We start from the raw sequence: 12,694 nt of genomic DNA on the forward strand, positions 1-12,694 counted from the left end.
AATCCATTACATGTAGCAGGAAAGTGAAAAGATTTAATTGAATAGTTATATCACTGCTAGAAACATTTGAATAGGAGGTTATGATGAATCAAGTTACGCAGGAAATCACAGCCCAAGTGCAAAAAATGCGTGAATTGCATGAGCAAATGACAAGAGGAAAGTTTGAAGAATTAAATACGTATTATTCAAAGGATTTTATGGGATATCTTTTTATTCCTGGGTCTGGCGAAGTAGAACAGATGAATTACGAAGCGATTACCAAAGGAAATAGCAATGCTGCGAGCTTCTATAAGGGGAAAGAGATTCAATTTGAGTACTCTGAATTAATGATTATGCCTCAAGCGAATGAGCAAGCGGCGGTCTCTTATGAAATTCTATTTATAGAGCAAGATATTCAAGTAAAGGCAGTGTCGCTAGAGGTCTGGAAGAAAGAATTTGACGGGGTATGGAGAATGATTAGATGGTATGAAGAGAAAGGACCTGCTTCGCAGCGTGAAAGAGTAACGGTTGACGACTAATGTTCAGTTTGGAAATGAACTGCCTGTCCTCAATTTGAAGTTAACACCATTATTAATGCCCGCATGGAGGCCGCGGGCTAGTAGGTTTACATATTCCCTAAGCAGTCTTAACGACCGTCACTTCAACATTTTCGGTACCAATCGTGAAATCTGGAGGTACTAATGTGAGGACAGATCGTGTTGTGGTAACCGTCAGACTTCTAGAAGCGGCTAACAGAGTAACTTCTGTCCCTTCAGTGTACGTACCTGGTACGAGAACGCCATCTTGTTAGATCTGTAGAGCAATTGTAGACCCGTTCATTGCGGATGCATTTTCTGACTAAGAAACCGTACACGTACCGGGTTCGACGAGGATAATCTCTGCTTCGCCTTCTGTGTAAGCCTAGTTATCGAAGTAGGTACTTAACTTAGTAACTTTGGTATAAAATAAGGAGGTCAAAGCTGTTATGAAACCAAGAATTACGATCATCACACTTGCTGTTGATGATTTGAAAAAATCCACAGCCTTTTATCAAAATGGATTAGGGTTCTCAACAGATGGGCTCGTTCAAGGTTCAGATCAAGTCGTGTTTGAATTAGAAGATGGGATCACTCTCGTATTAAATCTTCGAACTGAACTTGAGGAAATTGATCAAAGAAGCGCTAATTCCAAAAGGCCTTCTGAAGTAATTTTGAGTAGTATTGCTGATCGTAAAGAAGAAATCGATGCAACCTTAACAAGGGTTTTGGAATTCGGAGGCACAATTTTGCCTCGTCAGCCGAAGAGTTATGAGTGGGGTTATTCAGGTCACTTTAAGGACTTAGACGGTCATATTTGGGAGATTGTTTATTTTTATTGAGTGAAGTTAAAAGTAAAAGCGATAAGGCTACTTCAAGTAGCCTTATCGCTTTATTCATTCATGAACAATTGCTCTTCTAGAGCCTTCATTTTTTTGAAGTAGCCGTCCTTTTGCATGAGTTCATCGTATGTCCCACTTTCAATAATTTGACCATGATCTACGACGATAATCTGATCCATCTGATCAAGACCAGTTAAGCGGTGGCTAATGAGCACAACAGTGGCATCTTTTGCGCGCTCAAGAAGAAGGCGCAGCATACGTTCTTCAGTAAGTGCATCAAGTGATGTTGTTGGTTCGTCGAGCACCCAGAGCGGGGCTTCTCGAAGGAGCAGACGAGCGATTGCGAGTCGCTGTTTTTCACCACCAGAGAGGTTTTGTCCTTTTTCCTCAACGCGACTATCGAGTTCAAGGTGGGGCAATTCCGCTGCGTGTAACGCATTTTTAAGAGTAATGTCGTCTGTCATCTCTTCTGTAACGAATAGATTATCTCGAACGGTACCGACAAAGAAATGATTTGATTGCAAAGAGACATTTGTGTTCTTCCAAAGTGTGTCTTCTGAGATCGTAGATAGCTCGTGCCCATCGACTTTGACAGTGCCTTGATCATAAGGTAGTGCTTTTAAGAGTACATTCGCGATAGTTGTTTTACCCGAGCCACTTGCGCCGATAATCGCAGTTTTGCTTCCTGATGGAATTTGGGCGTTCACACGTTGGATTGCAGGGCGAAGTTGGTCCTCAAATTGAAGCATAACATCTTGGAACTCGATGTCTAGAGCTTTACTTAATTGAATGTCATTAGAGGAAACCTCAGGCTGGTTTTCCTCTTCAAGGGACTCAATTCGCTTTGCTGCATGAGTACTTTCTTGTAAATGATACGGTAAGGTTGCCATCGGTGTAATCTGTTCAAAGACGGTGAGCGTAATCATGAGCAGTAACGCCAGTAGAATGCCTGCTAAATTACCTTCTGCAACTTGATACCCCGCATAAAACAAGACGGCAACTGAAACGAGAAAGGAGAGCAAGCCGATTGTTGCATCGCTCCACATTTGAACTGATTGTGATTTTTGTTTTTGCTGTTCGTATTGCTTAATCGTGTTACGCACCTTTTGCTCCCGCTCTTCACGGGCTTGGTGAATGGTTAGTTCTCGAAAACCGTAAACGTATTCCGCAAACGTAGAAGAAAGCTCTCCACGTGTTTCTCGAATCTCGTCGTTGACTCGTCGTTGGCTGAGAAAGAATAGTGCAGGGATGACGAGTAGTGAGAGTGCTAAACCGAGTATGATTAGTACAGCAGTGCCGATTGAGAACAAGGTCGTAAATGCAATGGTTGCAAGAAATACTGAAAGCATGACGATCGGTGGATAGACGACACGGAGTAAAACGTTTTGAAGAGCGTCAACATCTCCGACAATCCTGGAGAGAATATCTCCACTCGTATAGCGGTTAAGAATTCGATTTGAGACGGGTTCTAGTTTTTCGTATACACGTAAGCGAATGTTGCTAAGCATCGTAAACGTCGCTCGGTGAGAATAATAGCGTTCACCGAAACGACTGACAGCGGATGTGATTCCGAGTAACTTTACGATCGCAACGATGACCATTAACGTTGCAATTGGAGGAGTTAGTGCAGCGTGAGAAATTAAATACCCGCTAGCAGAAAACAAACCAACGGCCGTTATTCCTGCGATAAAACCAGCAAGGATTGAAAGAAAGAGGTCCCTTTTTTCAGCGATAATGAGTTTGATAAAAGGTGTGAGTGCTTTCATGCTTGAGTGCCTCCTTGCTGCGTTGTGATCATGATACGGTATAAATCATCTTCTTTCCAAAGCGTTTCATGGGTGCCGCTTGCACGAATGGTTCCGTTTTCTAACAAATAGATGCGGTCTGCTTCTCGAATCGTGTAAAGTCGGTGAGCGACAATAATTACGGTCGACTGTTCGCTCAGTTTTTTGAGTGATGCTTGAAGCATCGTTTCCGTTCGAAGATCAAGACCCGTAGTAGGTTCATCGAAAAACACGACGTTCGGTTTTTTGTAAAATGCTCGAGCCATAAACACTCGTTGACGTTCCCCGCCAGACAGGCCTCGTCCTCCTTCACCAACAAGGGTGTGGATGCCATCTGGCAATTGCTCGATCCACTCAATAATTCCAGCTTCTGTTGCCGCATTTAAAACAGCTTCATTTGTTGGTTTCTTTTTGGAACCAAGTGAAATGTTCTCCGCAATTGTCCCTGCAAACAAATAACCATCTTGAGAAATCAACGTCATTTGGTCGTACCAAGAAGACGCTTCAATCTCACGTAAATGAATGGTTCCTAACAGATAACTTCCATTTGTGTGGGGCACTAGCCCAGCTAAGATGTGCAGAAGGGTCGTCTTTCCTGACCCTGTAGCACCGATCAAAGCGATCTTTTCATACGGTTTGGCAACAAAGTTGATGTGGGACAATTGAAAGCCTTCAGGATAAGAAAACTGTACATCATCCATTAAAAGTGTCGGTGGTTCTGTCTGATCAAGTTCGTTCGAACCGAACAGTTGCTCTTCATCGAATTCCTCGAGCAATGCTTCAGTTTTTTTCAGAGCTCCTTTACTCACTTTTCCTGAATGAAATGCGGAGCCGAGGTCTTTTAGCTTATTAAACAGTTCAGGTGCCAAAATCAACATTAAGAACCCTGAATAAAAGGTTGTGTCTTGAACGATGATCATACGGATGGCAACTTCTAAAGCGATAATCCGATGCTTAACATTGAAATGAATTCAAGTGCAAGGGAGTTCGTGAACGCGACTTTTAAGACATTCATCGTAGCGTCACGGAATTCAAGACTCTTATCTTTAATTCGTTGATGTTGCTGCTTCGTTCGTCCAAAGAACTTAATCGTGGACAATCCTTGAAGTGTGTCGAGAAACACACTTGAAAAGTTAGCCATTTTCTCAACTTGTTGTTTCGACTGATCACCGGTACGCATACCAATAATAATCATATAGACGAAAATAAACGGCGCTGTAATGAGAATAATGACACCTGATGCCCAATGTTCATAAAAAATCACTAATAAAAGCATGATTGGGATAATGGTTGATTGAATCATTTGTGGAATGTATTGATTAAAATACGCAGCCGTTTCATCGACCGTATCTAGAAAATAACTCGTCGTCTCACCTGTTTTTGTTTTCTTAGATGAGGTAAGAGTGCGATTTGAAAAGTGATGCAATAGTCGTTCACGCAGTGTGATTTTAACGTTTGTGGCTATGGTGTTCGCCATTCGATCAATCAGAAATCGACTAAAAATGCGTGCGAACAACGCAATCAGTAACGTGACAAATTGGGGTATAACTTCTTGAAAGGAAAGCGATTGAAGAAATAATCGATCAATAATTGAAACAATCATAAAGGCTTGAACTACGATCGCAACCCCTGTAATGACAGTAAGTAGTGTCATCGTAGTAAGGTGTGTACGACTAGGACGCAAGTGTTCGTTCAACAGAAGTCCTCCTAAACGTTTCTTTCTAGCTCTAGTGTATCTCTTATGTGAAGACTTTCACAATCCTTAGCTCTTATTCATCGTTATTGTTCCAATTATAGTCACATTCTAGTGACTGATCTGTCAAAAAAGCTTTGTGAAAGTAAAAAAAATGCCACATAGGCGTGGCATCTTACTTGCGAATTTCATCCAAATAGTTATAGATCGTTTGTTTCGTAACACCGAGGTAATCAGCAATTTGCTCTGCAGAACCTTGAATAAGAAAGGCACCTTTGCGGTCAAGATGTTTAACAAACGCAATTTTGTCATCACGCTTCATTGAAGTAATCGGAATGCCGATCGTTTGCTTTGCTTCTTCAAGAAGGGCATGGAACATTTCTTGAATATCTTTGCCGTAAAACTCTTGTTCTACTGGAGCTTGATCGTCGCTTGAGGAGACAAGTGTATTAAGAAACTTTGAGGTTGAAATGAGTGCTGTGATATCAAGGTTAATGCCGAGACAACCGATGACATGTCCTTTTGAATTGCGGATGTAAGAGAGCGAAGCTTTTAGCCAAAGGCCATCTTTCGTCCGGGTTGTAAATCCGTAGTTATCTTCGATTTCATTCCCGTACTTTCGCCAATCTTGAAACATGCGATCGGTCATCGGTGCACCAACTTTTCGATTGGTGACGTTTCCTTTTATATAAACGAGAGATGCGCTTACATCGGCAAAGTCGTGGATGACAACTTCTCCTTGATCACCGAAGTTCTCTGCGATCATGTTCGCAATCGGTACATAGCTTGCAAGTTCAGGTCGAATGGTAACCATTGCTTCAACCCCTTTCTAGTCATTCAATGAGAGTGTATCACATTTATATTTTATTATTAGTAAATAATTATTTTACTTATTTTAAAATATGATATACAGTAGACGTAAATCGATCGGAGGTGGTCATGGTGATTGAATCGGTTCGTTGGCCAGATGGCCAAACATTAGCTGCTGTTTTGACGTTTGATGTGGATGGAGAGACTGCACACTTAGCAGAGCCACGTAATCAAGATCGTCCATCATTGTTGTCCATGGGCACATATGGCCGTGGAATTGGATTGATCGTTTACTGTTAATACTTCGTAAACATGATATTCTTGCAACCTTTTTTGTGCCGGGGGCAATCGCAGAAATGGATTCTACAGTCGTAGAGCGGATCATCGACGGAGGCCATGCTATTGGACATCACGGTTATTTGCATAAGCCAAATGATCAGTTGACGAAGGAACAAGAAGAAGGAGAACTCATAAAAGGAATTGAAATTCTCGAGAAAACGATGGGAAAAAAGCCGATTGGTTATCGTGCCCCACTTTGGGAAATGCATGACCGTTCTCTTTCCCTTCTTAAGCAGTATGGTTTTTTGTATGATGCAAGCTTGCAAGCAAACGACATCCCTTATGAGGTCGAGGTAGAAGGTGGGAAATTGCTCGAAGTTCCTGGAACATGGGTCTTAGATGATTGGGAGCAGTTTGCATTCTCGGGAGATTGGGGAAGTTCGTTTCACATCGAGGAGCCTGACAAAGTGTATCGATTGTGGAAGGCAGAGTTTGATGCACTTTATGAAGAAGGGCGAATGTTTCATTTGACGATGCATCCTCAATTAATGGGACGAGCCTCTCGCGCTCAATTGCTTGACCGATTAATTGCGCATATGAAATTAAAGCCTGGTGTCTGGTTTACGACCATTGATGAGATTGCGCTTCGATGGCAAGCAGGAGAATTGTCTTTTCCTGTTATGACCCAACCAAATCGTGATCTATTATTTCCAGCGAAAGGAGAACAAAGTCATGATCATTAGAAATGCTAAATTGTATGGTCAGAGTGGGCAAGTTGACCTTGTGATGACGAACGGAATCTTTGAGAAGATTTCTCTTGCTTCTAGCGAGTTAAATGATGGGGAGATTAATGCTCAAGGAAAGCTGGTCATTCCACCATACGTGGAGCCTCACATACACCTTGATTATGCACTCGCCGCTGGCACACCGAGATGGAATGAATCAGGAACGTTGTTTGAAGCGATTCAGCTCTGGTCCGAACGTAAACAAGTCGTTCATGAAACGAAAGAAGATATAAAATTGCGGGCGAAACAAGCGTTGCTCATGCAAATTGAACATGGTGTCCAGCACGTCAGGACGCACGTTGATGTGACAGACCCATCTTTAACCGGGTTACATGCATTACTTGAGATACGAGAGGAAATGAAGCCATGGGTGGATGTACAACTTGTCGCTTTTCCTCAAGAAGGAATGTACGGTTACCGTGGTGGCGATGCGCTCGTTGAAGAAGCAGTAAAGCTCGGTGCGGACGTTGTAGGTGGAATTCCACATTATGAACCGACGTACGAAGAAGGCGTTGCGTCCATTAAGAAAGCGTTTGATTTTGCTGAGAAATATGACAAGCTGATTGATTTTCACTGCGATGAAGTTGACGATGAACAATCTCGTTTTGTCGAAGTCATCGCAAGAGAGGCAGATCGCAGACAGATGGGAGAGCGTGTCGTTGCCAGTCATACGACTGCCATGGGCTCTTATAACGATGCGTATGCCTACAAGTTATTTCAAAAATTAAAGCGCTCTGGCATTCACTTCGTTTCTCTACCAAAAGCGAATTTACACTTGCAAGGTCGGTTTGACACGTATCCGAAACGGCGAGGTCTAACGCGCGTGAAAGAATTATTAGAGGCAGATATGAACGTAGCCTTCGGACTCGATTCGATCCAAGATCCGTGGTATCCACTTGGTAATGGCAATTTAATGAGTGTGCTCGATACCGGCATTCACGCGGCACATTTGACTGGGTACAACGAGATTGTTCGATCACTTGAACTCATTACTTTGAACGGAGCAAAGGCGTTGAACCTTAAGCAATACGGAATCGAAGAAGGGCATGCAGCGAATTTACTCATCATTGATGCAGAAGACGAATACGAAGCTGTACGCAAAGAAGCAATTGTCCTTTATTCAATTCGAAACGGAGAAGTCATCGTAAAACGACAAGCGCCGGTAGTGGAATTATCAATATAATGGTAGCTAAAATTAAATATCAACTAAAAATGACTTGAGGTCTAATTCTCGAGTCATTGCTTTATGGATTTATTAGGTAATATGTTATATAGTATAGTTTAGTAAATTTTATATTCTAAATAATAAATCATAGGGTGGTGTGTAGTGCTTTGTTATTAATTAATAATAGGTTGTTAAAGTCTTCACCGATTTTTATCATGATAGTTTTATTATTTGGTTGCACCTTTGGTTCAGAGAATAATACTTCTATAACATTCTCGAAAGAAGAGCAAACCGATAATTGTACTGCTGCTAGTATTTACATAAATAAAGACCAGAAAGATAAGCTTATGACTATTTATCAAATCGGCGAAGAACGAGCAGAGCAAATACTAGATTTGAGAGAACAAAAACTGTTTAACGAATTTGAGGATTTGATAAGAATTGATGGGATTGGTAACGAACATTTAGAAGCTATTGAGAAAAAAAGTGATATTTGCTTTAATTAATGGTAAGTGTATTGAATCCTTGCATTACTTGCGGGGATGTAATTATAAGTTCAGGTAATAAATAACCAAAAATCCAATCTAGGTGACTAAAAGTTCACCCTAAATTGGATTTTTTAATAACCACTGTCACTTTCACTAAGACTTACATTCTTTAATTGCAATACTCCGTTTGGCAAGTGGATAAAGCCATCCACGTGGTCAGACAAGCCGACGATATAGTCGTTGTGAACGGTAAAGATTGCAGGTGCATCATCTACGATTTGTTGTTCAATTTGTTCATAGAGTGCGAGTCTTGCATCTTCATCTGTTTCTTCACGTGCTTGAATGAGCCACTCGTCAACCTCTTCGTTTTGGTAGAATGTCTGGTTCCCAGCTGAACCTAGGTTGTCAGAGTGATAGTTCGGGTGCAATGCATAATCCGCATCCCCTGTAGCTGAAGACCAGCCAAGAACGAACATGTCTGAATTCCCTTCGCCAACCGCATCGAGGTAAGCTCCCCATTCCATTAATTCAATGGACAACGTTACGCCAACTTCTTGAAAGTAATCTTGTACAAGTTCGGCGACTTGTACACGTAATGGATTCGCATCGTTCGTTAAGATTGTTGCTTCAAATCCATCTTCATAGCCTGCTTCTGCTAGTAATTCTTTTGCTTTTTCAGGGTTGTATTCTAACGGTTCAATGTTGCTTGAATACCCAAACGTATTCTCAGTAAGTGGCGATTCAGCGACAAGTCCATACCCATCGTACAAACCTTCAAGTAACGTTTCCCGATTTACGGTCATTGTTAACGCTTGGCGAACAAGTGGATCGTCAAACGGTTCCACCTCGGTATTGAAGCCGATGTATTCGTAGCCTAATTGTTCTTGAGTGATTACAGAAACGTCATCCATATGATCGAACTGACCGACATTTGCAGGTTCGATTTGTTGCATATAATGAGCTTCTCCTTGCTCCATCATGGCAATACGAGTTGACTGTTCAGGTACAACTTTGAATGTTGCTTGGTCAATTGCAGGAACTTCTCCGTAATAGGATTCATTTGCGGATAATACGAGTTCATTTCCTTGTTCCCAAGAATCGAATTCGAAAGGTCCTGTCCCAACAGGATTCATCGTTAGATCTGATTCACCTGCTTCATCTTGCTCAATTGCTTTTGGGCTCACAATTCCAGCTGATCCGTGAGCAAGGTGAGCGGGAAGAGGTGCAAATGGCGCCGATGTTTTGAAATGGACGGTGTACTCATCAACCGCCTCAATGTCTTCAACGAGTTCAAATAAAGACGCGCGTGGTGATGCGGTGTCAGGATCTAGAAATCGCTCGAAATTTGTGACAACGGCATCGGCGTTAAATGGCTCGCCGTCATGGAATGAAACGTCTTCACGTAAGTTGAATTCCCATGTCAAATCGTCGATCTGATCATAAGATTCAGATAACGCAGGTTGTAATTCCATGTTCTCATCATTCATCACAAGGTTCTCATAAATGTTCGTAAAAACGATGGTTGAAGGGATATCCGTCGCTGCGTGTGGATTTAACGTTACAGGATCTGAGGGCATCGCCAATATGAAATTGCCACCTGCTTCAACTTCACTACTCGTTTCATTAGCATTTGAACTCGTCTCGCTCTCTTCTGGATCACTTGAACAAGCGGTGAGTAGCAGTGCACTACTAAGTCCAAGGACAAGTGCGTTTCTTTTTGTCATCATTATCAATCTCCTTATTCTCTTAGGTGTCTACTTCCTTTAGAAATGTAACGCGTTACTACCAATCAGTCCTTTAAGTATACAAGTAATTCTGAATAGTTCAATGATCAAATTCTCTGCATTTCGTTATTTTTGGAAAGTTGTTGATGTAGATTATGACATCAACCTAACATGTACTATAATAAAAAAGTTGTTACTTTAGCCTTTGTATGATGGAATGGGGTTTATTTGTGATTGAATTGCAAAACGTAACGAAAAAGTTCGGTAACCATACGGCTATTCAAAACGTTTCCTTAACCGTACATCAGGGTGAAATTCATGGTTTGATCGGGGCAAGTGGGGCTGGAAAGTCAACGATGCTAAGGGTAATGAATTTACTTGAAATTCCAGATTCGGGATCGGTTTATGTTGGTGAGCGTGAGTTAACGACACGTTCAAAACGCGAACTGCGAGAAGCTCGCAAACGAATAGGCATGATCTTTCAACATTTTAACCTTGTCTTAAATAAAACTGTCGAACAAAATGTAGCCGTTTCCTTGCAGCTTGCACAAGTGCCTAAGCATCAGCGAATAGATCGTGTGCGGGAATGTTTACGCTTTGTTGGATTAGAAGATCAAATGGATAAGTATCCTGCTCAGTTAAGCGGAGGACAAAAGCAACGTGTTGCTATTGCACGCGCATTAGCAAATGAGCCTGAAGTTCTTCTTTGCGACGAACCAACGTCGTCACTTGATCCTCATACGACTTCAGAGATTCTAACCGTTATCCGTGATATACATGAACGTCTCGGTGTGACAGTGATTATCGTAAGCCATGAAATGAACGTCATCAAAAGCATTTGTCAACGAGTGACTGTCATGGATCAAGGAACGATTTATGAAACGGTACAGATTGAATCGTCGGGAATACCTAGAAGTGATCGAAGTCCTGAAAGGTTTATAAAGGAGTTAAAAAATGATGCCTGACATTCTTTTGCGTTATCAAGCGGAAATTTGGCAGGCAATCGGAGAAACGTTTATTATGGTAGGCGTTTCAATTCTTGCTGCTATTCTAGTAGGGCTGCCTGTTGGTACACTGCTGTATTTGTGTCGAAAAGGTAACTTGTTAGAAAATCGTTTTGTTTTTTCTTCGCTGAACCTGCTCGTTAACATTATTCGCTCGTTCCCGTTTTTGCTTCTAGTCGTCTTCTTAATTCCTTTTACTCGTCTTATTATGGGGACAGCGATCGGTACTGCGGCTGCAACGGTCCCTTTATCAATCATTGCATTTGCTCATTATTCTAGGCTCGTGGAACAATCCTTGTTAGAAATTCCTAAAGGTGTGATCGACGCAGCGGTTTCCATGGGAGCTTCGGTGAAAGAAGTCGTCTTTAAATTTCTACTTGTAGAATCAAGGTCGGGATTAGTCGTTGGACTTACGATGTCGACGATTAGCTTTATTAGCTATTCAACCATTATGGGGGTCGTTGGAGGCGGAGGCGTTGGTGACTTTGCCATACGTTATGGTTATCAACAGTTTCAAACGGATTTAATGCTATATGTCATTGTTATTATGGTTATACTCGTTCAGATGATTCAATTTATCGGAATGACCATTGCAAGAAAGATCGACAAACGTTAGGAGAGATTGATTCACCATGAAAAAACTTACGACACTAGTTGCAATACCTGCTCTATTATTAGCTGCATGCGGCACAACTGAAGATCAACAAGAAACAGATTCAACCGAAGAAACGACGGAAAGTACAGAAGAAGCAACTGAGGAAAGTGAAGAAGTTACTCTAGACGTTGCTTCCTTAATTCCTCCGATGACTGAAATTCTCGAATTAGTTGAACCAGAACTGGCTGAAGAGGGCATTGATCTAAACGTTGTTGTACTTGGTGACAATATTCAACCGAATGATGCCTTACATCATGAAGAAGTAGATGCGAACTTTTTCCAACACGTTCCGTTTATGGAAGAGTACAACATTAATAACGATGCATCTCTAGTACCTGTGGAGCCGATTTATTTCGCTAACTACGGTGTATATGCTGCTGATTATGAATCAATGGACGAACTTCCAGAAGGTGCAACGATTGCAATTGCAAATGACATCTCTAATATTGATCGTTCGCTACAGCTGCTCGCGCAGCATGATGTTATTGAGCTAGAAGAAACCGATGAGCGTTATTATACACAGTCTCATATTAGTGAGAACCCGAATGATTACAACTTTGAAGAAGTCGATTTACTTATGCTCGCCAGAATGTATGACGATGCAGATGCGGTTGTCATAACTCCGGCTTATGCTGAGCCGTTAGGATTAACTCCTGCAAATGACGCGCTTCTCACTGAAGGAACAGAAAATGAATTCGCAATTACACTTGTCGCTCGTGAAGATAACGTAGACGAAGAGGCAATTCAAACACTCGCAGAGGTGATGACTAGTGACATCGTTCGTGACTTTCTAGAAGAAAATTACGACGAAACAGCAATCCCTGCTTTTGATCATGAATAGAAAACGAATGACTTGGATGTATTTCCAAGTCTTTTTTTGTTGTTTTTGCATTCAAAAGTAAGCAAAATCATTGTATTTATCTAGTAGAAACTGGTATCGTAATTCTAAC

Annotated in this window: 14 protein-coding genes; 9 read left to right on the plus strand and 5 right to left on the minus strand. The window is 41.6% G+C overall.

Annotated elements, in window-relative coordinates:
- Window positions 1–83: 83 nt before the first annotated feature.
- Together JCM19038_RS14130 and JCM19038_RS14135 are read left to right on the plus strand one after the other, a co-directional pair.
- Window positions 84–518 (plus strand): DUF4440 domain-containing protein, encoded by a 435-nt coding sequence (locus JCM19038_RS14130; RefSeq protein WP_042419199.1) that lies wholly within the window; start codon window positions 84–86, stop codon window positions 516–518.
- A gap of 446 nt (window positions 519–964) precedes the next feature.
- Window positions 965–1,357, plus strand: a complete 393-nt coding sequence (locus JCM19038_RS14135) for a VOC family protein (protein ID WP_042419201.1) — start codon at window positions 965–967, stop codon at window positions 1,355–1,357.
- Window positions 1,358–1,407: 50 nt separating this feature from the next.
- Here JCM19038_RS14135 and cydC read toward each other — a convergent pair whose 3' ends face one another.
- The 4 genes from cydC to JCM19038_RS14150 form a co-directional block, all read right to left on the minus strand.
- On the minus strand, window positions 1,408–3,123 hold the full coding sequence (gene cydC / locus JCM19038_RS14140) for a thiol reductant ABC exporter subunit CydC (protein ID WP_042419205.1): 1,716 nt from the start codon (window positions 3,121–3,123) through the stop codon (window positions 1,408–1,410).
- Complete coding sequence (locus tag JCM19038_RS23780; RefSeq protein ID WP_238554424.1) at window positions 3,120–4,061, minus strand: ATP-binding cassette domain-containing protein; 942 nt, start codon at window positions 4,059–4,061, stop codon at window positions 3,120–3,122. Before JCM19038_RS23780 ends, cydC begins: the two co-directional genes overlap by 4 nt.
- A gap of 14 nt (window positions 4,062–4,075) precedes the next feature.
- Complete coding sequence (locus JCM19038_RS23785; protein ID WP_238554425.1) at window positions 4,076–4,837, minus strand: ABC transporter transmembrane domain-containing protein; 762 nt, start codon at window positions 4,835–4,837, stop codon at window positions 4,076–4,078.
- A 172-nt stretch (window positions 4,838–5,009) separates the two neighbouring features.
- Window positions 5,010–5,648, minus strand: coding sequence for a transcriptional regulator (locus tag JCM19038_RS14150; protein ID WP_042419208.1), 639 nt, complete (start codon window positions 5,646–5,648; stop codon window positions 5,010–5,012).
- 125 nt (window positions 5,649–5,773) lie between these two features.
- On the opposite strand from JCM19038_RS14150, the gene JCM19038_RS22920 reads away from it, so the two are divergent.
- From JCM19038_RS22920 to JCM19038_RS14165, 4 genes are all read left to right on the plus strand, one after another.
- Window positions 5,774–5,944, plus strand: a complete 171-nt coding sequence (locus JCM19038_RS22920; protein ID WP_193745138.1) for a hypothetical protein — start codon at window positions 5,774–5,776, stop codon at window positions 5,942–5,944.
- A 35-nt stretch (window positions 5,945–5,979) separates the two neighbouring features.
- Window positions 5,980–6,666, plus strand: a complete 687-nt coding sequence (locus JCM19038_RS14155) for a polysaccharide deacetylase family protein (RefSeq protein ID WP_238554426.1) — start codon at window positions 5,980–5,982, stop codon at window positions 6,664–6,666.
- Window positions 6,656–7,891, plus strand: coding sequence for a cytosine deaminase (gene codA, locus JCM19038_RS14160; protein WP_042419209.1), 1,236 nt, complete (start codon window positions 6,656–6,658; stop codon window positions 7,889–7,891). The genes JCM19038_RS14155 and codA overlap by 11 nt, the downstream gene beginning before the upstream one ends.
- Window positions 7,892–8,040: 149 nt before the next feature.
- Complete coding sequence (locus tag JCM19038_RS14165; RefSeq protein WP_042419211.1) at window positions 8,041–8,379, plus strand: helix-hairpin-helix domain-containing protein; 339 nt, start codon at window positions 8,041–8,043, stop codon at window positions 8,377–8,379.
- Window positions 8,380–8,492: 113 nt separating this feature from the next.
- Here JCM19038_RS14165 and JCM19038_RS14170 read toward each other — a convergent pair whose 3' ends face one another.
- Window positions 8,493–10,085: a glutathione ABC transporter substrate-binding protein gene (locus JCM19038_RS14170; protein WP_193745139.1), complete on the minus strand. Its 1,593-nt coding sequence runs from the start codon at window positions 10,083–10,085 to the stop codon at window positions 8,493–8,495.
- A 230-nt stretch (window positions 10,086–10,315) separates the two neighbouring features.
- Between JCM19038_RS14170 and JCM19038_RS14175 the strand changes: the two genes are divergently transcribed.
- From JCM19038_RS14175 to JCM19038_RS14185, 3 genes are read left to right on the plus strand one after another with little or no spacing between them, the layout of a single operon-like run.
- Entirely contained in the window at window positions 10,316–11,050 is a 735-nt protein-coding gene (locus JCM19038_RS14175) for a methionine ABC transporter ATP-binding protein (protein WP_052361692.1), read from the plus strand.
- Complete coding sequence (locus tag JCM19038_RS14180; RefSeq protein WP_042419310.1) at window positions 11,043–11,705, plus strand: methionine ABC transporter permease; 663 nt, start codon at window positions 11,043–11,045, stop codon at window positions 11,703–11,705. The genes JCM19038_RS14175 and JCM19038_RS14180 overlap by 8 nt, the downstream gene beginning before the upstream one ends.
- Window positions 11,706–11,721: 16 nt before the next feature.
- Window positions 11,722–12,585: a MetQ/NlpA family ABC transporter substrate-binding protein gene (locus tag JCM19038_RS14185; RefSeq protein ID WP_042419216.1), complete on the plus strand. Its 864-nt coding sequence runs from the start codon at window positions 11,722–11,724 to the stop codon at window positions 12,583–12,585.
- Window positions 12,586–12,694: the final 109 nt, after the last annotated feature.

It is taken from the genome of Geomicrobium sp. JCM 19038 (assembly GCF_000698125.1).
GTDB lineage: Bacteria > Bacillota > Bacilli > Bacillales > Marinococcaceae > Geomicrobium_A.

Bases quoted from the DNA above. Each gene is read 5' to 3' on its own strand.
- JCM19038_RS14185 (WP_042419216.1), top strand. From the start codon at position 11,722: ATGAAAAAACTTACGACACTAGTTGCAATACCTGCTCTATTATTAGCT.
- JCM19038_RS14130 (WP_042419199.1), top strand. From the start codon at position 84: ATGAATCAAGTTACGCAGGAAATCACAGCCCAAGTGCAAAAAATGCGT.
- JCM19038_RS14135 (WP_042419201.1), top strand. From the start codon at position 965: ATGAAACCAAGAATTACGATCATCACACTTGCTGTTGATGATTTGAAA.
- codA (WP_042419209.1), top strand. From the start codon at position 6,656: ATGATCATTAGAAATGCTAAATTGTATGGTCAGAGTGGGCAAGTTGAC.
- JCM19038_RS14180 (WP_042419310.1), top strand. From the start codon at position 11,043: ATGCCTGACATTCTTTTGCGTTATCAAGCGGAAATTTGGCAGGCAATC.
- JCM19038_RS14170 (WP_193745139.1), bottom strand. From the start codon at position 10,085: ATGACAAAAAGAAACGCACTTGTCCTTGGACTTAGTAGTGCACTGCTA.
- cydC (WP_042419205.1), bottom strand. From the start codon at position 3,123: ATGAAAGCACTCACACCTTTTATCAAACTCATTATCGCTGAAAAAAGG.
- JCM19038_RS23780 (WP_238554424.1), bottom strand. From the start codon at position 4,061: ATGATCATCGTTCAAGACACAACCTTTTATTCAGGGTTCTTAATGTTG.
- JCM19038_RS22920 (WP_193745138.1), top strand. From the start codon at position 5,774: ATGGTGATTGAATCGGTTCGTTGGCCAGATGGCCAAACATTAGCTGCT.
- JCM19038_RS14150 (WP_042419208.1), bottom strand. From the start codon at position 5,648: ATGGTTACCATTCGACCTGAACTTGCAAGCTATGTACCGATTGCGAAC.